The 22,577-nt window shown below is 65.6% G+C and carries 16 protein-coding genes, 1 tRNA gene and 2 pseudogenes; 10 read left to right on the top strand and 9 right to left on the bottom strand.

Going from position 1 to position 22,577, the window contains the following annotated elements; genetic code table 11:
* Positions 1 to 70 precede the first annotated feature (70 nt).
* The 9 genes from leuS (at position 71) to H9L22_RS08200 (ending at position 11,928) form a co-directional block, all read left to right on the top strand.
* Entirely contained in the window at positions 71 to 2,923 is a 2,853-nt protein-coding gene (gene leuS / locus H9L22_RS08240; RefSeq protein ID WP_187722316.1) for a leucine--tRNA ligase, read from the top strand.
* 82 nt (positions 2,924 to 3,005) lie between these two features.
* Positions 3,006 to 4,880 (top strand): heavy metal translocating P-type ATPase, encoded by a 1,875-nt coding sequence (locus H9L22_RS08235; protein WP_226966220.1) that lies wholly within the window; start codon positions 3,006 to 3,008, stop codon positions 4,878 to 4,880.
* Positions 4,881 to 5,085: 205 nt separating this feature from the next.
* Complete coding sequence (locus H9L22_RS08230; protein WP_226966219.1) at positions 5,086 to 5,448, top strand: hypothetical protein; 363 nt, start codon at positions 5,086 to 5,088, stop codon at positions 5,446 to 5,448.
* A 100-nt stretch (positions 5,449 to 5,548) separates the two neighbouring features.
* On the top strand, positions 5,549 to 6,316 hold the full coding sequence (locus H9L22_RS08225; protein ID WP_187722315.1) for a hypothetical protein: 768 nt from the start codon (positions 5,549 to 5,551) through the stop codon (positions 6,314 to 6,316).
* 3 nt (positions 6,317 to 6,319) lie between these two features.
* Entirely contained in the window at positions 6,320 to 7,477 is a 1,158-nt protein-coding gene (locus H9L22_RS08220; protein ID WP_077351351.1) for a helix-turn-helix domain-containing protein, read from the top strand.
* Between the two features lie 33 nt (positions 7,478 to 7,510).
* Positions 7,511 to 7,867: a DUF2188 domain-containing protein gene (locus H9L22_RS08215; protein WP_187722314.1), complete on the top strand. Its 357-nt coding sequence runs from the start codon at positions 7,511 to 7,513 to the stop codon at positions 7,865 to 7,867.
* Positions 7,810 to 10,920: a DEAD/DEAH box helicase gene (locus H9L22_RS08210; RefSeq protein ID WP_187722313.1), complete on the top strand. Its 3,111-nt coding sequence runs from the start codon at positions 7,810 to 7,812 to the stop codon at positions 10,918 to 10,920. The genes H9L22_RS08215 and H9L22_RS08210 overlap by 58 nt, the downstream gene beginning before the upstream one ends.
* 33 nt (positions 10,921 to 10,953) lie before the next feature.
* Positions 10,954 to 11,529, top strand: coding sequence for a hypothetical protein (locus H9L22_RS08205; protein ID WP_187722312.1), 576 nt, complete (start codon positions 10,954 to 10,956; stop codon positions 11,527 to 11,529).
* Between the two features lie 72 nt (positions 11,530 to 11,601).
* On the top strand, positions 11,602 to 11,928 hold the full coding sequence (locus H9L22_RS08200) for a dihydrofolate reductase family protein (protein WP_226966218.1): 327 nt from the start codon (positions 11,602 to 11,604) through the stop codon (positions 11,926 to 11,928).
* Here H9L22_RS08200 and H9L22_RS08195 read toward each other — a convergent pair.
* From H9L22_RS08195 to H9L22_RS08170, 6 genes and pseudogenes are all read right to left on the bottom strand, one after another.
* Entirely contained in the window at positions 11,911 to 12,762 is an 852-nt protein-coding gene (locus H9L22_RS08195; RefSeq protein WP_264292584.1) for an IS630 family transposase, read from the bottom strand. The two genes, H9L22_RS08200 and H9L22_RS08195, sit on opposite strands and share 18 nt — an antisense overlap.
* 406 nt (positions 12,763 to 13,168) lie before the next feature.
* Positions 13,169 to 13,423, bottom strand: coding sequence for a helix-turn-helix domain-containing protein (locus H9L22_RS18795; protein WP_226966217.1), 255 nt, complete (start codon positions 13,421 to 13,423; stop codon positions 13,169 to 13,171).
* A 124-nt stretch (positions 13,424 to 13,547) separates the two neighbouring features.
* Positions 13,548 to 13,694 (bottom strand): annotated as a pseudogene (locus H9L22_RS08185) (ParA family protein); the annotation flags it as partial.
* A gap of 297 nt (positions 13,695 to 13,991) precedes the next feature.
* Positions 13,992 to 15,314, bottom strand: a complete 1,323-nt coding sequence (locus tag H9L22_RS08180; protein ID WP_077351339.1) for a ferredoxin reductase family protein — start codon at positions 15,312 to 15,314, stop codon at positions 13,992 to 13,994.
* Positions 15,315 to 15,386: 72 nt separating this feature from the next.
* Positions 15,387 to 15,527: pseudogene (locus H9L22_RS08175) on the bottom strand (IS3 family transposase); the annotation flags it as partial.
* Between the two features lie 249 nt (positions 15,528 to 15,776).
* Positions 15,777 to 17,120, bottom strand: coding sequence for an IS256 family transposase (locus H9L22_RS08170; protein ID WP_406707829.1), 1,344 nt, complete (start codon positions 17,118 to 17,120; stop codon positions 15,777 to 15,779).
* A 301-nt stretch (positions 17,121 to 17,421) separates the two neighbouring features.
* On the opposite strand from H9L22_RS08170, the gene H9L22_RS08165 reads away from it, so the two are divergent.
* The gene (locus tag H9L22_RS08165) at positions 17,422 to 18,279 is read left to right on the top strand and encodes an IS110 family transposase (RefSeq protein ID WP_226966216.1); all 858 of its coding nucleotides are present in this window, start codon (positions 17,422 to 17,424) and stop codon (positions 18,277 to 18,279) included.
* On the opposite strand, the gene H9L22_RS08160 is transcribed toward H9L22_RS08165, so the two are convergent.
* The 3 genes from H9L22_RS08160 to H9L22_RS08150 form a co-directional block, all read right to left on the bottom strand.
* A complete protein-coding gene (locus H9L22_RS08160; protein ID WP_187722309.1) occupies positions 18,249 to 21,827 on the bottom strand; it encodes a helicase-related protein in 3,579 nt (1,192 codons plus the stop codon). The two genes, H9L22_RS08165 and H9L22_RS08160, sit on opposite strands and share 31 nt — an antisense overlap.
* Positions 21,828 to 21,916: 89 nt before the next feature.
* Positions 21,917 to 22,117 carry a helix-turn-helix domain-containing protein gene (locus tag H9L22_RS08155; RefSeq protein WP_047688041.1) on the bottom strand — a complete coding sequence of 67 codons (201 nt, stop codon included), beginning with the start codon at positions 22,115 to 22,117 and terminating at the stop codon, positions 21,917 to 21,919.
* Between the two features lie 344 nt (positions 22,118 to 22,461).
* Positions 22,462 to 22,537: transfer RNA gene (locus H9L22_RS08150), tRNA-His, on the bottom strand.
* Between the last annotated feature and the right edge of the window lie 40 nt (positions 22,538 to 22,577).

The raw sequence follows: 22,577 nt of genomic DNA, 5'->3' as shown, positions 1-22,577 counted from the left end.
GAGCGCGACCCTACCGTCCAGGTTCCGCCCGCAGCGGCTAGTGTGCCCGGTGAAACCAGGAGGAACCACGATGAGCACCACCACTCCGCACCGGTACACCACCGAGCTGGCCGGGACGATCGAACGCGACTGGCAGGACCGGTGGGACGCGGACGGCACCTTCCGCACGCCAAACCCCGTGGGCGACCTCGCGGGCGGCGGCCCCGCCCCGGCGGAGACCTACTTCGTGATGGACATGTTCCCGTACCCGTCGGGCAAGGGCCTTCACGTGGGACACCCGCTGGGCTACATCGCCACGGACGTGATGGGTCGCTTCAAGCGGATGCGTGGGATGAACGTCCTGCACACCCTCGGCTACGACGCCTTCGGGCTGCCGGCCGAGCAGTTCGCCGTCCAGACCGGACAGCATCCGGCGGTCACCACGGAGCAGAACATTGACACGATGCGCCGCCAGCTGCGGCGCCTCGGCCTAGCGCACGACCCACGCCGCTCCTTCGCGACCACCGACCCGGACTACGTCCGCTGGACGCAGTGGATCTTCCTGCAGATCTTCAACTCCTGGTTCGACCCTGAGGCGACGGCGCCGGACGGCTCACACGGCGCCGCACGCCCGATCGCCGAGCTGATCGCGAGCTTCGCCGACGGTCAGCGCGAGACTCCCGACGGCCGTGCGTGGGGCGACCTGACCGCTGCGGAGCGCGAGCAGGTGCTCGCCGGGTACCGGCTCGCCTTCGTCGACCAGGTGCCCGTCAACTGGTGCCCCGGCCTCGGCACGGTGCTGGCGAACGAGGAGGTGACCGCCGACGGCCGCTCCGAGCGTGGCAACTTCCCCGTGTTCAAGTCCAACCTCCGGCAGTGGGTGATGCGCATCACCGCCTACGCGGACCGGCTGCTTGACGACCTCGCCGACCTGGACTGGCCCGACAAGGTCAAGTCCATGCAGCGTCACTGGATCGGCCGCTCCGAGGGTGCGCTGGTTGACTTCGCGGTGGCCGGCGGCGACGAGGTCCTCGCGGTGTTCACCACCCGGCCCGACACCCTGTTCGGCGCAACCTACATGGTGATCGCGCCCGAGCATCCCGCCGTCGACGCGCTCCTCGCGGGTGCGCAGGAGTGGCCCGACGGCGTCCCGGCTGTGTGGACCGGTGGGGCCGCCACCCCCGCCGACGCCGTCCGCGCGTACCAGGCGCAGGCCGCCGCCAAGACCGCTGAGGAGCGGCAGGCCGAGGCTGGCGCGAAGAGCGGCGTGTTCACCGGTGCTTACGCCGTCAACCCCGTGAACGGGCAGTCGCTGCCCATCTTCGTCGCCGACTACGTGGTGACGGGCTACGGCACCGGGGCGATCATGGCCGTCCCCGCGCACGACGCCCGCGACCATGCCTTCGCCACCGCCTTCGAGCTGCCGATCGTCGAGGTGGTCTCCCCACCCGACGGCGTCTCGGAGTCCTTCTGGGCCGGGGACGGGGTCGCCGTCGGCTCGGCCAACGACGAGATCTCCCTGAACGGGCTGCCCACCGCCGAGGCGAAGCGGGCCATCACCGACTGGCTCGCCTCCACAGGAGCCGGGCGCGCCACCACCACCTACCGCCTGCGCGACTGGCTGTTCTCCCGCCAGCGCTACTGGGGTGAGCCGTTCCCCGTGGTCTACGCCGAGGACGGCCGCGTCATCGCGCTGCCCGACGAGATGCTCCCGGTGGGGCTGCCGGAGGTGGCGGACTTCTCGCCGCGCACGTTCGCGCAGGACGATGCGACGTCGGAGCCCGAGTCCCCCCTGTCGCGGGCCTCGGACTGGGTCGAGGTCGAGTTGGATCTGGGCGACGGGCCGCGGACCTACCGCCGCGACACCAACACCATGCCCAACTGGGCCGGCAGCTGCTGGTACTACCTGCGCTACCTCGACCCGGACAACGCGGAGACCGCCGTCGATCCGGAGCTGGAGCGCTACTGGATGGGCCCCGGCGGTTCGCGCGGCCGCACCGGCGGCGTCGACCTGTACGTGGGCGGCGTCGAGCACGCCGTCCTGCACCTGCTGTATTCGCGGTTCTGGCACAAGGTGCTGTTCGACCTCGGGCACGTGAGCTCCGCCGAGCCGTTTCGCAAGCTGTTCAACCAGGGCTACATCCAGGCCTACGCCTTCAAGGACGCCCGCGGGATGTACGTGCAGGCCTCCGAGGTCGTCGGCGACGAGGATTCCGGCTACACCTGGCAGGGCGAGCCCGTCGTGCGTGAGTACGGAAAGATGGGCAAGTCGCTGAAGAACATGGTGACCCCCGACGACATGTACGACGCCTACGGCGCCGACACCTTCCGGGTCTACGAGATGTCGATGGGCCCGCTGGACGTGTCGCGTCCCTGGGAGACCCGCGCCGTCGTCGGTGCCCAGCGGTTCCTGCAGCGGCTGTGGCGGAACGTCATCTCGGAGGAGACGGGCGAGGTCGTCGTGACCGACGACGCGGCGGATCCCGAGACCCAGCGGCTGCTGGCGCAGACGGTCGCAGAGGTCACCGAGGAGATGGGCGCCATGCGCATCAACACGGCGATCGCCCGGCTCATCGCGTTCAACAACCACCTCACGGGCCTCCAGACGGTGCCCCGCAGCGCCGTCGAGCCCCTCATCCTGATGACCGCGCCCGTGGCGCCGCACATCGCCGAGGAACTGTGGCGTCGGCTGGGGCACCCCGCCACGCTCGCGTACGAGGACTGGCCCGTGGCGGACGCGACGCTGCTGGTCAAGGAGTCCGTCACCTGCGTCGTCCAGGTCAACGGGAAGGTGCGCGACACCCTCACGGTTCCCGCGGCGTCCACCGACGCCGACCTGGAGGGTCTCGCCCTGGCGTCGGCGAAGGTGCAACGGACCATCGACGGCGCGACGATCCGCAGGGTGATCGTCCGTGCCCCGAAGCTGGTCAACATCGTCGTCTGAGCGGGGAGCGACGCAATGAGCACGGCGTGCGGCTGCGAACACGAAGCAGCGGCGGGGATGAGCCTGAGGAGGAGCGCCCCTGGTGGAGGGACCGCGGGTCATGATCCCGGTCCTCTCCGGCGTCGCGTTCCTCACGGGCCTGCTCCTGGAGTGGACCGGGGCGGAGATCCCGGCGCTGGTGCTGTTCTGGATCGGCCTGCTGTTGGGCGCGTCGACGTTCACCCCCGGCGCCATCCGGAAGCTGCTCACGGGCAAGCTCGGCATCGGCCTGCTGATGACGATCAGCGCGGTCGGCGCCGTCATCCTCGGCTACGTCGAGGAGGCGGCGGCGCTGGCGTTCCTGTACTCGATCGCCGAGGCGCTGGAGGACAAGGCGATGGACCGCGCCCGCGGTGGGCTCCGCGCACTTCTCAGGCTCGTGCCGGCGACGGCGACGATCCGCCGTGACGGTGACGCCGTCGAGATCCCGGCCGCGGACCTGGCGGTGGGGCAGACCATGCTGGTCCGCCCCGGCCAGCGGATCGCCACGGACGGGGTCGTGCGGGTGGGGCGCTCCAGCCTGGACACCTCGGCGATCACCGGCGAGTCGATCCCCGTCGTCGTCGAGCCGGGCGTCACCGTCTCCGCCGGTGCCATCAACACCGTCGGCGCGCTGGAGATCGAGGCGACGGCCGCGGGTACGGACAACTCGCTGACCACGATCGTCGGACTCGTGGAGCGGGCGCAGGCCGTGAAGGGCGACCGGGCACGCCTCGCCGACCGCATAGCCCGCCCCCTCGTGCCAGGGGTGCTGATTCTCGCCGTCCTCGTGGCCGTGGTCGGGTCGCTGCTCGGCGATCCAGGGCTGTGGATCACCCGCGCGCTCGTCGTGCTGGTCGCCGCCTCGCCGTGCGCCATGGCGATCTCCGTCCCACTGACCGTGGTGGCGGCGATCGGGTCGGCGAGCGAGTTCGGCGTGATCATCAAGTCGGGCGCGGCGTTCGAACGGTTCGGCACCATCCGACACGTCGCCGTCGACAAGACCGGGACGCTCACCCGGAACGAGCCCTCCGTCGCGGCGGTCGTCACCGCCGACGGCGTGACGGACCAGCAGGCGCTGGCGTGGGCCGCCGCCCTCGAACAGCACAGCACCCACCCGCTGGCCGCCGCCATCACCGCGGCCGCTCCCGGAGCCGCCGCCGCCGAGGGGGTGGCTGAGCGGGCCGGACACGGCATCGTGGGCAGGATCGACGGCGCGCTGGTCACCGTAGGCAGCCCCCGCTGGCTGACCGCCGGGACGCTCGGCGAGCGGGTCGAGCACCTCGAGAAACAGGGCATGACGGTGGTGATCGTGCACCGCGACGGCGTCCCGGTCGCGGCTATCGGCGTCCGCGACGAGCTGCGGCCGGAGGTCCCGGATGTCGTCCGGGCGCTGGCCGCCCAGGGGATCGGCGTGACGATGCTCACCGGCGACAACGCCCGCACCGCCCGTGCTCTCGCGGCGCAGGCGGGCATCGAGGACGTTCGTGCTGAGCTGCGTCCCGAGGAGAAGGCCGTCGCGATCGGGGAACTGGGCGCGAACAGGGCGGTCGCGATGATTGGCGACGGCATCAACGACGCCCCCGCACTCGCTGCGGCCGACATCGGGATCGCGATGGGCGCGACCGGCTCGGACGCCGCCATCGAGTCGGCCGACGTGGCGTTCACGGGACACGACCTGCGCCTGCTCCCGCGGGCCTTCGAGCATGCCCGCCGCGGTCGTCGGATCATCAACCAGAACATCATCTTGTCGCTGCTGATCATCGTGACGCTGCTGCCGCTGGCCCTGTTCGGGGTTCTGGGGCTCGCGGCCGTGGTCCTGGTACACGAGGTGGCGGAGGTGGTGGTGATCCTCAACGGGCTCCGCGCAGCCCGGACGGGAGGAGCATCGCGTGACCTCGGCCATGCGGGGCTCACGCTGCGCGGCGGCGGGATGTAGTCCGGACTACACCGGCTGACGAAAGAAGCGGTTCTGACTCGGAATAATCCCTTGTCAGAACCGCTTCGGTTCGGGGTGCCTGAGTAGCACGTTTGGCAACTCCGCCCCCAAGACGAAAACCCTGATCAACCGCCTGAACCGTGGGGTCTACGCGGTCTCCCGACGACCCGAGAGTACCGCTCCGAGGGACGATCGTGGCCCTGTTGTGAGGACTGTCGAGACGGCTCAAACTTTTCTCACCGCCGCTGAGGTGGACGCGCTCGTCGGTGACTACCTGGCCGGGATGGGTGTGAAGGCTCTTGCTGAGAGGTACGGCATCCACCGCGCCACAGTGTTCTCACACCTCCGCCGACGCAACGTCCCGAGTCGCCGACCAGGGCTGGGCATCGACGAGAAGGCGGAGGCCGTGCGCCTCGCCCGTGCGGGCGTCTCGATGCGGGCGATCGGACGCCGGATGGGCGTGGATCGCAAGGCGGTGCGGGTGGCGTTGGTCGAGGCTGGACTCATCGTGGATGACACCGACGATTCGCGTCTTGACCGACTCGCCGGGTCCGATCTGACAGACTGAGGGTGTTGAGCCGAGTGAAGAGTGACCTCGGCAGCCATCCTGTTGGTGCTAACTCTGACGGATTGCCGCGTGATACTAAAGTTGTGTGCTAGAGTCCTTCGTGACGACGAAGGAGGCCCCGGTGGCTCAGCAACACGACAGCGACGACTGGCGCAGCGAGTTCCAGCCAGCAGAGCTCGCGGCACTCCGCGAACGAATCCCGACCGCGATCCAGCGCAGCCAGGATCGCTCGGCCCGCGCTCAGGCAGCATATGACGATCCCGATGGGGACCAGGACGTGTACGGGGCTGGCATGGCCCGTGGTGTGCAGAAGGAGCTCCGCACACTTCTGTCCGACCTACCTACCTATCGGGAGGCAAAGGTCCCGACGACCCGACGGATGCTGACCTTCGTCGGCAACACACTCATCTTCGCGCAACGGGTGGGCAAGCAGATGCCGCGCAACGTTCGCCGTGTTCGGCTCAGCTACTTGCCTGACTCGCGCCGTGAACTCCTCTCGAAGACGAGCAACGTCAAGTACTCGGACCCCGGGCTCTTCGACATCAGTGACGTTCTCGAAGGAGATCAGCCTGCATCGCTTGAGGATGCGCTCAGCCACGTCGAACTGGCTGTGCCTCGCACTACGCTCTTCGTTCCCTACTACAGCAGTACGCCGCAGGGTGTGGGAACGGTCTACTTCGCACCTGCGCGACTGAACGGCCGGTACCTGGAGTTTGCAGACCCCGAGCGGCTCACCTATGAGCGCACGCCTTCTTCGGTCGATGCTCCGCACACCATGTTGAAGCCTGTCGCCGGGTTCAACGGCAGCGAGCGTCCGCGTATCTCGGTGAAGCTGCGCCAGCGGCGGTCCGAGCAGGAAGGCAACTGACCCATGCCGACTGAGTACGTAGGCGACGCTGACCTAGCGGCGGTTGCCAGGATGTTTGACCCAGCGCGGCTAGCTCAGGCTCGTCGGATCAGCAAGATGTCCAAGGCTGACCTTCATCGCAAGGTTGGCGTATCGGCCGCCGCGATCGGGCAGTACGAGCGTGGAGAGGTGCGTCCCCGCGCAGAGACGGTCGCTGCCCTAGCCACGGCGCTCGGTGTTCCGCCGGGCTTCTTTGCGCTCGGGCGTCCACGCGTCCAGGTGGACATCGCTGAAGCGTCGTTCCGTCGACTCCGTTCAACGACTGTCACGCAACAGCAGCAAGCGACTGCGTATGTCGAACAAGCCTGGGAACTCAGCTGCTACCTCGAAGAGAGCGTGGAGTTCCCTGATCTAGACCTCCCTACCTGGGCGCAGGTCGACTCATCGGATGTGCCCGACCCCGTGACAGCAGCGCGAGCCATGCGTCAACACTGGATGCTCGGGACCGTGCCGATCAATCACCTTGTGTACGAGCTTGAACAGCATGGCATCCTGACAGTCTTCTTCTCCATGAAGGAAGACCTCGCACTTGACGAGAAGAGCCGGATCGACGCCTTCTCGACCACCGCACTGCCACGTCCCATGATCGTGCTGACCCCAGACAAGGCCAACGATGTTATGCGGCATCGGTTCTCGGCCGCGCACGAACTTGGACACATCGTCCTTCATCACGGCCGGCAAGGAACAGATAGCCAACTTGAGCGGCAGGCAGACATGTTCGCGGCCGAGTTCCTCACTCCTCGCGATGCGATCCGTGACCAGTTGCCTCGGCGCATCAACTTCAACCGGTACGAGGAACTTAGCCAGCTGTGGGGGGTCTCCATCAACTCGCTGATCTTCCGGTCCCGGGAGCTTGATCTTATCTCGGAGTCCACAGCCCGTCGCGCGTACATCACGCTGAATGGGATCGCTCGGCGACCTATGCCGGTTCACGACTATCCCGGCGAGCGGCCGGAACTCCTGAAGTCCGCGCTTGAGCTGCTTGACCAGGCAGGTGTGCCGCTGACGCAGGTCGCGGAGGACCTCCAGATGACGCCTCGTCACATACGACGGCTAGCTGGCATCGACGATCCCCAGCCCAAGCTGACGCTGGTGAAAGACCATCCAGACAACAGGAAGTAGTGGGCAGCAGTCCCATCCGAGAAAGGAAAGATCATGACCGAACCCAACAAGCGAGTAGTCCAGCGTCGAAGCGACGGCGACTGGGAGGTACGGAAGCCAGGAGCTGATCGTGCCAGCGCCGTAACCTCCACACAGGTCGAAGGCATTCAGCGCGCCCGTACGATCCTCGGCAACGACGGAGGGGGCGAGTTGCAGGTCCGTTCGCTCAAGGGGACGATCCGCGCGCAAGACACGATCGCACCTGGGAACGCCCGAGGTCATCCAAGGGGTGATCGCGGCGCACTTGTTGGCAGTCGCGTTCCTTGGATAGGCGAAGAAGAGAGAGGCTCGACGTGGAGTACCGCACCGAGGATGTCTGGGCGACGCCGCACGTCGCGGGCAAGAACGTAGTCCGTCAACTGCTGGTCCCGACGTGCGACGACATTGAGGTGTTTGAGACCGAGCCAGGCATCGAAGTGGTGAAGACACCCTTCGGACAGTGGCCTACAACGTGCACTGCTGATCTTCCGACTGATGGGCTGCTCGCGGCGAGGCTCCCTGGAGATCACTCCCCGAACGCCCAGATCGAATGGGGCGGTAGTCGAGAGGCGGCTCAGGCGAGCGAGGTCATCCAATCCTTCGAAGGTGCCATTGGGTTTACTGCGCATGACCTACCCCGCAGCCTGAGACGACCGCAGATCGCAGCGCTTCACTCCATCGTCGGTTACCAGTCGTCCGGCCTGTCTGAGCCCGGGATCGTGGTCATGCCGACAGGCACAGGCAAGACAGAGACGATGCTGGCGTGGCTCGTGGCACAACGGCCCGAACGTGGGCTGGTGGTCGTTCCCTCCACTGCACTTCGCGATCAGATAGCGAGCAAGTTCGAGACCCTGGGCATCCTTCAGGTCGAAGGCATCGTCGACCACCGCGCGTTGCGCCCCAGAGTCGGCCGGGTAGAGGGCCGGTTCACCGATGGTGCCGAAGCGAGGGCTTTCGTCGAGGCAGCGAACGTCGTCGTTGCAACACCCAACGCGATCCACGCCAACGAGCCTGACGTGCGCGCAGCCTTCTTCGAGAGCTTCACACACCTGCTCGTCGACGAGGCGCACCATGCGCCGGCTCGAACATGGACAGAGATCATCCGTGTATTCGCGAACCGGCCAACGCTTCTGTTCACGGCGACACCGTTCCGTCGCGACGGATTGACACTGCCCGGCCGCGTCATCTTCCGCTTCCCGCTACGGGAAGCTCAGAAGGAGGGATACTTCAGCACCATCGACTTCACTGCGGTACTCGATCTGGATGATGACGATGAGGCATTGGCACTCGCCGCAGTCTCGCGGCTTCGAGATGACTTGGTCGCCGGCCACGAGCATCTGCTTCTGGCACGGGTGGGGTCGAAGGCGAGGGCGGATGAAGTTCATGCGCTCTACTCACGCATCGCTCCCGAGCTCACGCCGAAGGTCATCTACGACTCGATGCCAGCACGCCGCCGAGCCGAGACGCTCAAGGCGATGCGCGACCGGACGAGCCGTGTGATTGTCTGCGTCGACATGCTTGGCGAGGGATTCGACCTACCGACGCTGAAGGTAGGGGCATTTCACGACGCACACCGATCGCTAAGCCCGATGGTGCAACTCATCGGTCGGCTCGCGAGGACATCTTCTCCACTCCCGATTGGCAGGGCGAGCGTCTACGTGCGCCAGGACCCACGTCACGCGCTCTCGCCGATGCGGTTCCTTCTTCGTGAAGACCCTGACTGGGACAAGGTGCTGAGCGACATCACCGAACGCGCCACTGAACGTGCAAACGAGGTCAGTGAGTTCGAGGCGTCGTTCGTTGACAACCCTCCGGATGTGCCAGTCGGCCTCTTGGAACCCAAGATGAGCGCCAAGGCCTTCGCGACATCCACCATCGACTGGGACCCGCTCGCAGCACGCGAAGTCTATGGAGACGCCGTGCTGGACGACCTCATCAGCGTGAACGCAGACAACACCATTGCGTGGTTCGTGGTCGAGACCATCTCGAACCTCCGATGGGGTGACATCCCGTCGCTTCGCGCCACTGACTACACCCTCCTCGCCATGTACCTTGATCGCGCGCAAGGCATCCTCTACATCCACTGTTCTGACACGAAGCACAGTCTCGACGACCTCGTCGAGGCAGTGCTCGGCCACGAGCCGAGACCACTCAACGGATACGACACCTTCAAGGTCTTCTCGAAGCTGGACAGGCTCATCCCCACCAACATCGGCCTTCTCGATGCCCGCGATCGCGACAAACGTTTCTCCATGCACGTCGGCAGTGACGTGGAGACAGCGCTCACGGAGGCTGAACGCACGCACAAGTCCAACACCCACGTCGCGGCGAAAGCGTTCGAGGAAGGCGAGCGCGTCACCATCGCAGCATCGCTCTCGGGAAGGTTCTGGTCCATGCGCACGGCGCCGAACCTTGCCGAGTGGCGCACCTGGTGCCGACAGCAAGGCGCGAAGCTGAACGACGGCAGCGTCGATATTCATTCGCTCTTCCGCTCCATGATCATCCCGACCGACGTAAGCGAACGACCAGGCTTCCCCGTCCTGGCGATGGAGTGGCCCTGGAATCTGTACCTAGGCAACGGAACATCCTCCAGACTTAGCCACAAGGACTCAAGCGTGCTCCTCACCGATGCCGAGTTCAGGATCGACGACTTTGGCACCAGCGGCCCGCTCCGCTTCTCGATCATGACTCCCGGCTGGGAGTTGGCCTACGAGGGGCAGTTCGGCTCGCACGGTCTGCACTACAGCGCAAAGGGTGATGATGCCGAGGTTATCGGCTGGCGAGACGCGAGGACGCCCTTCTCGACCTGGCTCAACAACCACAAGCCAACCCTCTTCCTGTCGGGAGATCGGATGGTGACAGGCGACGATCGGCTCCTCGCGCCACGGACCGAGCTGGCTCCATACCCGCGCGAGCAGCTCCGAGCCCTCGACTGGGTGGGCAATGGTGTTGATATCACTGTGGAATCGCAAGGGACCGACCGCAAGGCGAACTCTATTCAGGCGTACATGGCCCGATTCCTGTCGCAAGACCAGACTTTCGATATCCTCATCGACGACGACCGCGCTGGCGAAGCCGCCGACCTTGTTGGTATCCGCGTCGACAAGGGCGATCTTCTTGTCACGCTGGTGCACTGCAAGTACTCATCGAAGCCCACAGCCGGCTCACGCCTCAGCGACCTGTACGAGGTATGTGGGCAAGCGATGCGAGGTGCGCGATGGCGCGATAACGGAGCCCTTCCGTTGCTGGAGCATCTTGACCGCCGCGCCAAGGCGGACACCATGCGCACTGGTCTCAGCCCTTTTGAGATCGGCGATCGAGAAGCGCTGTTCCGCATCCGGCAGCAAGCCCCCCAACTGTTCCCCCGCATTTCGACCGTCATCGCCCAACCAGGCCTCAGCATCAAGGCATCCTCAGACGACTAAGCGCCAGAGCTTTGGCAGTGTTACTCTTTGGGCATGGTGGTACGCCGTTTGGAAAGCCTTGGTCTGATTATCGGACCCTTGCTGTTCGCCCTGTCACCGCTCTTCTGGATCGACGGACACTATGGAGTGACCGGCGGGCTTCTCATTGCCATAGCCGCCGTGCCCTGGATGTACGGACTCATTGGGGAATACAACGCCCTCCGCCCCCGGTTTCCCCTTCTGTCGGGGCTATGGATGCTTCTGGTGCTGATCGGCATGTTCGGCACCGTCGCGTTCGGGCTGCAAGGCGTGTTTGAGAGTGTGTTCGGTATCACCGAGTTTCGCTCGCTAGCTACTTTCGACATCTACCCACTCCCGGTGGCTATTGTGCTGATTCTGGCCGGACCGCTCTTTCCGGTCGCGCTTTTGTCCTTGGGCGCAATGCATTGGTGGACCGGGCTCACGCCCCGCTGGAGCGCTGTGTTGTTGGTATTTGCGGCGGCTGCGTTCCCGGTTGCGCGGATATCTCGATCTGTCCCAGTTGCGTTCATCGCTGACCTCGTCATGCTCGCAGCCTTCTGTGTGGTCGCCTGGTTTGCCTGGCATCGAAGGGACGAGGAATCCATATAACTTGCGGCTTGCGCTCAATGATGCAGAACTCTGACCCTGATTTCCAGAACATCGCAAGAAAGGTGCGCTCCCATGACCACCCACTTCTATACTGCTTCAAGCCTCGACGGGTTCATCGCCACCCCCGAGCATTCCCTTGAGTGGCTGTTCAAGCAGGACTTCGATTTCGAAGGCCCCATGGCATACCCAGAGTTCGTGAAAGGAATTGGCGCTCTCTTCATGGGTGCTTCCACGTATGAGTGGCTACTGAGCAACCAAGATGAGTGGGGCTACGAGCAGCCGGTCTGGGTATTCACTCATCGCGACCTGCCCGTTCCAGAAGGCGCAGATATCCGCTTTGTTCAGGGTTCAGTGACGCAGGCTCACGCAGAGGCCGTCCTACTAGTGGCTTGTCGTTGAGACATGTTTACGTTTCCGGTCGATTCGGTCAAGAATCTGGTCGGGGGTTTTGGTCCACATGAATGGGTGTTTGCGTCGGTTCCATCCGTTGATGAAGGCGCGGATCTTGCCCGTGAGGTCGCGGACCGAGGTGAAGGTCCCGCGCCGGATGGCTTGGCGTTCGATGATCCCGAACCAGACCTCGATCAGGTTCAGCCAGGATCCGGAGGTCGGGGTGAAGTGCACCGTGATCCGTGGGTTCGCGGCGAGCCAGTCGCGGACCTCGGCCTTCTTGTGAGTGGCGTAGTTGTCCATCACCAAATGCAGCTCCTGGGTCGGGTAGGCACGCGCCACATGCTTGAGGAACCCAAGGAACTCCTGATGTCGGTGCCGGTCCTTACACAGGCCGGTAACCTTCCCGGTGGCGACCTCCAACGCCGCGAACAGGGTGGTGGTGCCGTGCCGCACGTAGTCATGGGTGCGCTGCTCCGCATGGCCCGGCGCCATCGGCAGTGTCTTCTGAGTCCGGTTCAACGCCTGGATCTGCGACTTCTCATCCACGCACAACACGATCGCGTTGTCCGGGGGTGCGAGATACAGGCCCACCACGTCGGTGACCTTGGCCACCAGTTCCGGATCGGTGGAGAACCTGAAGGACTCCGCCTTCCACGGGCGGACGCCGTACTCCTTCCACACCGCCGCGACGGTGGCATGGTCGACCCCCACACGCGGCGCCAGCAGCCGAGACGACCAGTGCGTCACCCCCAGGCTGGCCGGAGGCGGGTCCAGAGTCGCGGCGAGGATCGCAACCCGGTCGACCCGGCGGGGTCGCCCCGGGCCTGACTTCCACAACACCCTCCGTGGGACGCCGCGGCGGCGAACAGATGCCCAAGTCAAGAGAGATTCCCGTTGAGAACCGGGGCACTAAATCGCAGGGCAGAGTGGGGCAGAGCGTGCTCAGCAAGGTAGGTGGGTGGACCTCTCCGACGCTCTTGGCGCCGCGGCGGCGCCCCATGAGCCAGGTGTCTCTCCCCCTGTCGGTCGGTACGCCTGACCTTCAGAGGGCCCTCTCAGCCCCGAAGTGGCCCTGCGGACAACCGTCCGTCCGCCGAGGCACGGAACCGGAGCCAGCGGCAGGGCTCCACCAGCGGCGCAGTGGTCGACGGAAGGCCTATGCTGCTCGTCCTGATCCAGGTGCGAGCTGCCCTGGCTCATTTGGGGCTCCTTGGCGGGGCACTAAATCTGGGCCCAGTTGTGGAAGTCAGGCCGGGCGGCGCTCATCAGCCAAACCCCGCACACCCCGCTCGACGTAGCGGTCCCGCCACAGATTCACCGTCGGCCGCGACACCCCCACCGTGTCCGCGATCACCTGGTTCCCGACCCCGTCAGCGGCCAGCAACACGATCCGTGCCCGCTGTGCCGTGGAGGCCATCACCGTGGCCGCCCGGGTCAGGCGCTCCAACTCGCTCCGATCGCCGTCGCGTAACTCCAATGCTGGGGCTGTCCTGTTCGCCATGCCTCGATTGTCCCACGCAACCGTAAAGTGACATTACCGACACGCCACTAGCTGCGCAGGGAAAAGATATTTGGGTGGTGGGCGGTGGCGACCTTGCTGGCCAGTTCGCAGATGCTGAGCTACTCGTCAGCTGGTCCAGCGAGGGCGGGCAGTCGATGAGCACCAGGTCATACCGGTCCGCCACCGTCGCCAGCGCGTCACGCAGCCGCGACTCACGCCCTGCGCCGGTCACCACGAGCTCATCGCGCACGACTCCGAGGGTCTCCCCGCTTCGGCACAGTGCACATCCTTCCAGCGGCACCCTCAGCGCCACAGATCAGATGTCACTTATCCGTGCAGCGGTCCCGGGTCGCGGTCAGCGACATGGTCCAGGGCTTACCGATCGGGACATCACCAACGTCCAGCAACACCCGCCAGACGACGCTGTGCCGGACCGAACCACTACCTCCGTTGGTTGAGCGTCAGGCTGCCATGCGCGCGAGGGCGAACATGGCGGACATCAGAACGATGAGGATGCCGGTGGCGATAGCGAGCCGATCGGCGAGTGTACGGCGCATTCAGGCCTCCTTCAGGCGAAGTTGTATCGCTCGGAGTGGTACTTGGACATCGGTACGCCCAGTGTGCTGAGGGTGGTCTCCATCGAGTCCATCATCGGGGGTGGTCCGCAGATGAAGTACTCGTGCTCGTCGTATGGCGGCGGGACGTGGCGCCGCAGGATGTCAGCGGTGATGAAGCCTCGCTCGCCGGTCCAGTCGGCGGGCGGATCGGTGAGCACGTAGACGGTGGTCAGCGCCAGCCGGCCGGCGATCTTGTCGAGTTCCTCGCGGAACGTGATCGACTCCCAGTCTGTAGCCCCGTACAGCAGGATGACAGGCCGGTTGTCGTGTCGGTCGGCCAGGGTCCGGATGATACTCATCATCGGTGTGATGCCGACACCGCCAGCGATGAGGATGTGCATGTCGGCCGGGTTTCCGATCGTGAACGCCCCATAGGGTCCGTCCACGTAGACTCGCTTGCCGACCGGAATCGTCCCAACCGTAGCGGTGAAGTCCCCTAGCCTGCGGATCGACATCTCGACCGATCCCTCGCCGGCCTCAGCGCTGCCGGAGAAGGAGAACGGGTGACCCGTGATGCGGAAGGGACCGCCCCAGACGGTGAGCCAGCCGAACTGACCGGGCTCGAAGTGGAAGCCGTCGTGCCCGTCGGGCTCCATCACGAGCGTCGTGGTGTCGCCGCGTTCAGCACGCACCTGTGTGACCGTGTAGGGCCTGCGGAGCATGAACAGCGGCCTGACGATGCGCACATAGGCGAGCAGTCCGATCCAGAACACCGTCAGAGAGATCCACAGCGCCCTCTTCCACGGATCGGCTAGGTAGAAGCCCCAGCTCACCATGTGCGCCAGGCCGGTGACCACCGCGGCGACGGCCAGGACGACATGCAGATGGTGCCACGTCTCGTAGCGCATCCGCAGACGCGCCCGCCACAGCGACGTCATCACGAGCACTAGGAGTGACACCACGGACAGCACGGCGAAGCGCGCGCGCCAGGGCGCGTCGACGAAGGTGAGGAGTCCGATCAGGTTTGGCCGGACGATGAACAGGATGACCGGATGGGCGATAACCAGGGCGACGGCGACCAACGAGAGCTGGCGGTGCAGGTGATAGAGAACGTCTTCGCCCCACGGCTCGGTCACTCGCCGGAACCGGGCAGTGAGACCGAACTGCAGTCCCATCATCGCGAGCCCGGCATAGCCGATTGCGGCGGAGAACTCGGTCCAGAAGTCCCGGGCCGGCCCGACGGTCCCTATGAGCAGAGCGAAGAGAGGCGCCAGGACGAACACCAGGTAGCCGGCTACCCAGGCGGTAGCGCGCGACGGATGGGAGCGCCTCATTGAACTGTCCTGGATCTCTCGGAGAGTTGGTTGATCTGGTGGGGCCCTTTCGGACAGCGGCACTTTGCTGTCTTACGCGGCGTTTGAGAGGTTCTGCTGGTGCTCTTGGGCGATCTCGAGAGGCGTTTTGTAGCCCAGTCCCGAGTGCAACCGTTGACGATTGTAGAACACTTCGATGTACTCCGCAATAGCGCGACGACACTCATGTGGAGTCCCCGCGAACGTAGGGGCCGTACCTCACGTAGTTTCCCCCGGGAACGTGTGGGCGGCCACGATGGGGTGTGGAGGTTGAGGAGCAGCTGTCGATGGCAGCCAGGTTTGAGGTCACGAAGAAGTACGCGGCTGCGTATGCGGCGGCACCGAAGAAGGGCAAGTCACAGATCCTGGACCAGGTGGTCGAGGTCACGGGCTGGAACCGTGACCGAGCCTGTCAACCTCTGTGTGTAAGGGGTGTGACGGGGGTTACAGGTAGGGTTCGATGCGTTCGGGGTAGACGAGTGCGAGTTGTCCCAGGGCGGCCTTCCAGTTCGTGGTCACCGAGCCCTCGATGAGTCGTCCGGAGGCTCGCCGCTCATTGGCCGGCAGGCCGCGTTCCTTTTCGCGGTCTCGGGCTCGCTTGTCCTCGATGTTGCAGATCGCCAGCCACAGCAGCTTGACCACGGCGGCGTCGTTGGGGAAGTGGCCGCGGTTCTTGGTGACCTTGCGCAGCTGGTAGTTCAGCGACTCGATCGCGTTCGTCGTGTAGATCACCCGGCGCAGCTCGGGCGGGAAAGCCAGGAACGGGATGAACCGGTCCCACGCCGCCCGGAACGAGCGCGCCGCGGCGGGGTACTTCGTGCCCCACGGGCCGGCCTCGAACGCCTCGAGGGCCTCCAGCGCGGCGTCCTCGCCCGGGGCGGTGTAGATCGGCTTCAGCGCCGCCGCCACGGCCTTGCGGTCGGTGTAGGACACGAACCGCATCGCCGCCCGGATCAGGTGCACCACGCAGGTCTGGACGGTGGCCAGCGGCCAGGTCGCCTCGATCGCCTCGGGAAACCCGGTGAGGCCGTCGCAGCACACGATGAGCACGTCGCGCACCCCGCGGTTGGACAGGTCGGCGCACACCTGGGCCCAGAACTTGGCGCCCTCGTGGGTCTGGACCCAGATGCCCAACACGTGGCGGATGCCGTCCATATCCACACCGATGGCGATGTGAGCGGCCTTGTTGACCACGTGGGACCCGTCCTTGACCTTGACCACGATCGCGTCGAGGTAGATCACCGGGTAGAGCGATTCCAGCGGGCGGCGCTGCCAGGCCAGGACCTCTTCAGCGATTGAGTCCACGACCTTGCTGATCGTCTCGTGACTGACATCCACCCCGACGGTCGAAGCGAGGTGGTGGGAGATGTCGCGCAGCGTCATGCCGCCGGCATAGAGCGAGATGATCATCCCGTCGACGCCGTCCAGGCGGCGCTGGCCCTTGCCCACCAGCATCGGCGTGAACGTCCCGGCCCGGTCGCGCGGGATCGCGAGTTCGATGTCCCCGACCTCGCTGGTCACCGTCTTGGCGTAGTAGCCGTTACGCGAGTTGGGGTGATCGGCGGCGTCCGGGGCGCCCTTCTCACAGCCCACGTGCTCGGCCAGCTCGGCCTCCAGGCCTCGCTCGAGGGCGGCCTTGAGCATCCCACCCAGCACCCCGCCCTCCCCGGTGAGAGGCTCGCCGGCATCGATCCGGGCGAACACCTCATCCAAAGCCCCGGTGCTCTTGAGTTCCTCGGCCAGCTCGGCCTGCTTCCTACGACGCTCCGCGCGCTCCTCGGCGCTCATCTTCGGCATGGCGTCAATCGTCACAGCGTGTCTCCTTCAGGGTGTGGTGCCACACCCCTTACACACACCATCTGACGTTGATGATGGTAGGGCTCCGTCCGGGGTGTGACTCTGCCTCTGACTGGTCCGCGCTGCGGGTGCCTTACCCTGATCTGTCCACTCCGGGACGGGGCGTTCGAAGGTGCACCGACCGAGCAGTCATGACTTCATAGGAGCCTGGCCTAGAGGCCCCGTCAACGTCTTGTCTGCCTGCCCGGTCGGCGTTGCCGATCCGTCTCGAAGTGGAAGGGCGTCATCCATCATGACAAGCCAGCGTCTCGTTGTCGCCGGGGCAGACACACACTCCCAGACCCATCACGTGGCCGTGCTCGATGCCGGGACCGGAGCGTTGCTGGGCGACCGGCAGTTCCCAGCGACCCTGGCCGGGTATCGCGCTATCCTCGCGTTCATCAGCGATTTCGGGGCGGTGGTCCGGTTCGGTATCGAGGGCACGAACTCCTACGGTGCCGGCCTGACCCGTCACGCGGTCGCCGCCGGGGTCGAGGTTCGTGAGGTGATCCGTCCGAACCGTGCCGAGCGTCGCCTCCACGGCAAGTCCGACCCGCTCGATGCGATCACTGCTGCACGCGTCGTTATGGCCGGCGAAGCGTTGCCGACCCCCAAGAGCAGTGACGGCCCCATCGAGTCGATCCGGGTCCTTCACCTGGCCCGCGACTCGGCGGTCAAGGCACGCGCGAACGTACTCCGGCAAATCGCGATGATCCTGGTCTCCGCACCCGTCGAGCAGCGGGAGAGGCTGCACCAGCTCGGCGAGAAGGCCCTGCTCAACACGATCCGGCGTTCTCGCCCCAACCACCCCAGTCACGGTGTCGAGCATGCGACCGCGGTCTCGTTGCGGTCCCTCGCCCGCCGGCATCACCACCTCAGCGAGGAGATCGACGACCTCACCAACCACCTCCGCGACCTCGTGGCACACGCCGCGCCGGCGTTGCTCGCCGCCAAAGGCGTCGGAGTCGTCACCGCTGCGCAACTCCTGATCACCACCGGTGACAACCCAGCCCGGATCACCAGCAAGGCCGCCTTTGCCGCGCTCACCGGCGTCGGGCTGGTTGCTGTCGGTGGGGTGGGTCATCGCGGTGGCCCACCGCGTTCCCAGTAGTCGCGCCAGACCTCGTTGTAGGAGCGGGTGGTCGCGGATGGCTCCAGGTGGGTGAAGGCGTCGCTCACGTAGCGCAACTGGTCGTTGGCGGCACCACTGGTCGAGACCTCGACCAGGGCGAGCCGGTGCCGGTCGCCTTGGGTCTGGGCGAAGGTGATCTCGTTGGTGGTGATGGTGAAGGTGTCGGAGCCTTCGATGCGGCCCTTGACCTCGATGTAGTGGACGAAGCCGCTTTGGTCGGTGGACTGGATGTCGTAGCCGGGGTTGTTGCGCGGCATCTCGACGGGTTCGCGTCCGAGTGCTCGCTCGGCGGCGAGCACGGATTCGACCGCTCGCCGCTCGACTTCCTCGGTCTGGCGGGCAAAGGTCTGCGCTTCAGGCTCAGCATCGGTCACAAGAAGCGCACTGGGGAGGATCAGCGCAGCGCCGCGGATGACGGCGGGCACGGCGACAAGGTTGGTGGCCTCGTCGAGCTGTTCGAGGCGGTGGCTCAGGCGCTCATCGAGCTGCCGAGCGCGAACGAGTGCGGTCTCGGCGCGGAGCCGACCGACGGTGCCTGCTCGTTCGAGGGCTTCGAGGCGGTTGTGTTCGCGATCCCAGTGGTTGATCTCGGCCAGCAGGCGATCCTTCACCTGCGTTCGGGTGCGCGCGGTCTCGATGTCGAGTCGGGTCTTGATCTCGTCCATGCGGGGCTGGAGCCCTTCACGGTAGGCCCAGGCGCGCACGAGCTTCTCGTGGTTCTGTCGCGCCCAGTCGCTGCCCGTGATGTCAGCGATGGCTTCGGTCTCGGTCGAGTCGGGGCGGTCGTAGTCGAGGTACGGGGGTGCTGCGGACACGGTGACGGTGCCGTCTTGTTCGAGGAGCGGGTAGTCGAAGTGATGAGAGACCGTGTCGGCATCGGCAGCTGTATTCTCGATGCGCTGCTCGACGCTGAACATCAGCATCGGCGCATCGGTCTGCTTGGTGCGCCGATCGACCAGCACCGTGCCTTGCTTGAGAGTGGGGCCGAGGTCGTCAATGGTCGCCTCGATCACGACATGCAGCAACGGATGGCCTGGTGCAATCAGGGAGGCATCGGCGAGACCGTCGGGGTGCATCCGTGAGAGTTCGAAGGTGATGCGCTCGTACTGCTCGGCGACGGGCGCCCATCGGTTGAGGCGACGCGCAGCGTCGATCACGCGGGCCGGAACGCGGGTGATCTCGTAGCGCCCCTTCTCCCGCTTACGGATACGCCCGCCGAGCCGTGTGAGCGCGGGGAGGAAGAAGGCGGCGATGTAACCGGGCTGGAGTCGGCGTTCACGGGCCTTCTCCATACGTGCCCGAACTTCGTCGAGGTTGAGTGCGGAGAACATCTCGGGGTGGAGGGCGCGTTCCGCGAGCATCTCGTCGAGGCCGTGAGAGACACCGGCGTCGATGATGCGGTCGAGCTTGGCCTTGACCTGGGGCTGGTCGCCGTAGCGGATCGCCTCGATCAGCAGGTCACGCAGCGAGCGCTCTTGGAAGGCGTCGGCGTCGCCGAGTACGTTGAAGAGGTTGCCGTTGTAGGCGATCGACATCTGGTCGATCTTCGCCAGCAGCCGGGTGAACACGTCGCCCTCGCGGGTGTCTCTGGCGACCATGTTCCACAGGTGGCAGACCTCGCGCTGGCCGATGCGGTGGATGCGGCCGAAGCGCTGCTCGATGCGGTTCGGGTTCCAGGGCAGGTCGTAGTTCACCATCAGGTGCGCACGTTGAAGGTTCAGGCCTTCACCGGCCGCGTCCGTGGCCAGGAGAACCACGGTGTCGGGGTTGTGGGTGAAGCGCTCGCGGGCGGTCTTCCGGTCCTCGCGGCGGGTGCCGCCGTGGATCGTGATGACCGAGTCCGCGCGGCCGAACTGCGCCGTGATCTTGGCTTGCAGGTAGTCGAGGGTGTCGCGGTGCTCGGTGAAGATGATGATCTTGCGGGCCTCGCCCGAGCCGTCGTGAGTGAGGAGTTGCTCGTCGAGGATGGTGCGCAGCTGCACCCACTTCTTGTCGTCATCGGTGAGCCGGACCCGGCGGGCTGCCTTGATGAGGTCTTCAAGGATCGCGATCTCAGCCCGCAGCTCAGGGATGGTCTGCGCCGCGGTGGCGAGATCGACGACCTGGTCGGCCTGCGCCTCGAACTGGGCGCGCTCGTCGTCGGTGGTCTCTTCGTCGAAGTCCTCGAAGTCCTCGAAGTCCTCGATCGAGAACGCTGGGAGCTCGGCGTCGTCCACCGGCACGGCGATGCTTGCGCCGGTGAGGCGTGCGGTTTCGGTGGCGCGTTGCATGTCACGCAGCCGCGAGTCGAGGCGCTGTTGGCGTCGTTCCAGGGACCGTAGGATCGCTTCGGGGCTGGAGGCCAGGCGGCGTTGCAGCACGGTGAGCGCGAAGCCGACGTTGTTGCCACGCTTCTTGTCGCCGGCCTGGGCGATCCGCTCGGCCCTGCCCATCTCGGTGCGGACGTAGTCGGTGACCAGTTCGTAGAGGTCGCGCTCGGCCGGGCTCAGCTCGTACTCGACGGTGTACGCCTTGCGCTCGGGGAACAGTGGCTTGCCCTCGAAGGTGAGCAGGTCTTCCTTGACCATGCGGCGCATCAGGCCGTGGGTGTCGGTGCGGTGCACGCCTTGGCGGTACTGTCCCTCGAAGCGGTCGCGATCCAGCAGTGACATGAACAGCTGGAAGTCCTCTTCCTTGCCAGCGTGCGGGGTCGCGGTCATCAGCAGGAAGTTGTGCGCGGTCTCAGCCAGCAGGCGTCCGAGCTTGAAGCGCTTCGTCTCATCGACCTCACCAGCCCAGGACGAGTAGTGGGCGGACATGCGATGCGCTTCGTCAACGACCACGACATCCCAGGTGACCTCACCGAGTTGCTCGATCAGGTCTTCGCTGCGGGAGAGCTGGTCCATACGCGCGATCAGGAACGGATGCTCCGCGAGGACATTGTGGCCCTGAGCGTCGTCGACCATCTGGCGACTGAAGACCTCAAAGCGCAGGTCGAACTTCTGGCCGAGTTCCTCGCGCCACTGCTCAACCAGACCGCCGGGAGCGACGACGATTGCCCGCTCGCAGTCCGAACGCAGGATCAGTTCCTTCAGGTACAGGCCGGCCATGATCGTCTTGCCTGCGCCGGGATCATCGGCCAGCAGGAAGCGCAGCGGGATACGCGGCAGCAGTTCCTCGTAGACGGCGCGAATCTGGTGCGGTAGCGGGTCAACGTCCGAGCTGTTGACCGCGACCATCGGGTCATACAGCGCCGCGTACTTGATCCGCAGCGCCTCGGCTGCGAGTCGGAACTCGTCAGGGTCGGCATCGTAGGCGGGAGCAGAGTCGAAGTCGCCCGCGACTTCGAACCGTGCCGCGTCGGCGTCGGTGATCGCACGAGCGCCGCTGCGACCGGAGTCGTCACGGTAGAAGACCTCGAACAGCTCGGCGTCGATGGGATCGATGGCAATCAGGGTGACCGTCTGCCCCGGCACCAAGCCACGGAGGCGCTGGCCCGCACGCAGCGTCGCAAGCGTCAACGTTGCGTCTGTCGTAGCTTCTGTCACGAGGTGCCTCCTTCCGATTTTGGGCAGTGGATCAGGATATGGGGTGCCACCGACAAAGTGTCAGCGGCGGCCCGAAGTGAGCGACGCGCTCACCCCGGCGGGGAGGGTTCGGAGTCGGCGGCCGCCCCACCTCGTCGCACCCAGTCGTCGATCTCGCTGGCTTGAAACTTCCAGAGGCGTCCGACCTTGTGGGCGGGCATGGCCTTCTCGGCGATCCAGGTGTAGACGGTGTCTTTGGTGACCCCGAGGTGGGCGGCGATGTCGTCTGCGGACAGCCACGGCTCAGCCACGTTGGTCCTCCCTCGCTCTGTGGCCCAGGCGGGCCAACACCCACGATGATACCGGCGGAGGTACGGCTTGAGTTGGGTTTCTCCGGGCGTGGCCGAATGAGATGGGTGCCGAGGGTGGTCGCTCCGTTGCCGATCAGCGTGGGACACGCGACTTGAGCCAGATGGTCACTACGTCCTGCCACCGGTCGGCGTGCGCGTCGGCTACCGCAACCCGTACGACGGGCTGAGCATCCCTGGCCTCCATGCCGACGCCCTGAGCTGGGCCGCCGAAGCGAAGAAAATGGGCCAGGTGGGAACCGCGACCAAGGGCGGACCCTTGGTCGCAAGTTCACACCTGACCCGTTTGGGGTGAGTAACGGGACTTGAACCCGCGACCCCCTGGACCACAACCAGGTGCTCTACCAGCTGAGCTATACCCACCATGTGCCCAGCAAGGCTGAGCGACGGAGGAAACAATAGC

The organism is Tessaracoccus defluvii (genome assembly GCF_014489575.1).
Taxonomy (GTDB): Bacteria; Actinomycetota; Actinomycetes; order Propionibacteriales; family Propionibacteriaceae; genus Arachnia; species Arachnia defluvii.
This window is presented reverse-complemented; position numbering and strand designations above follow the sequence as displayed.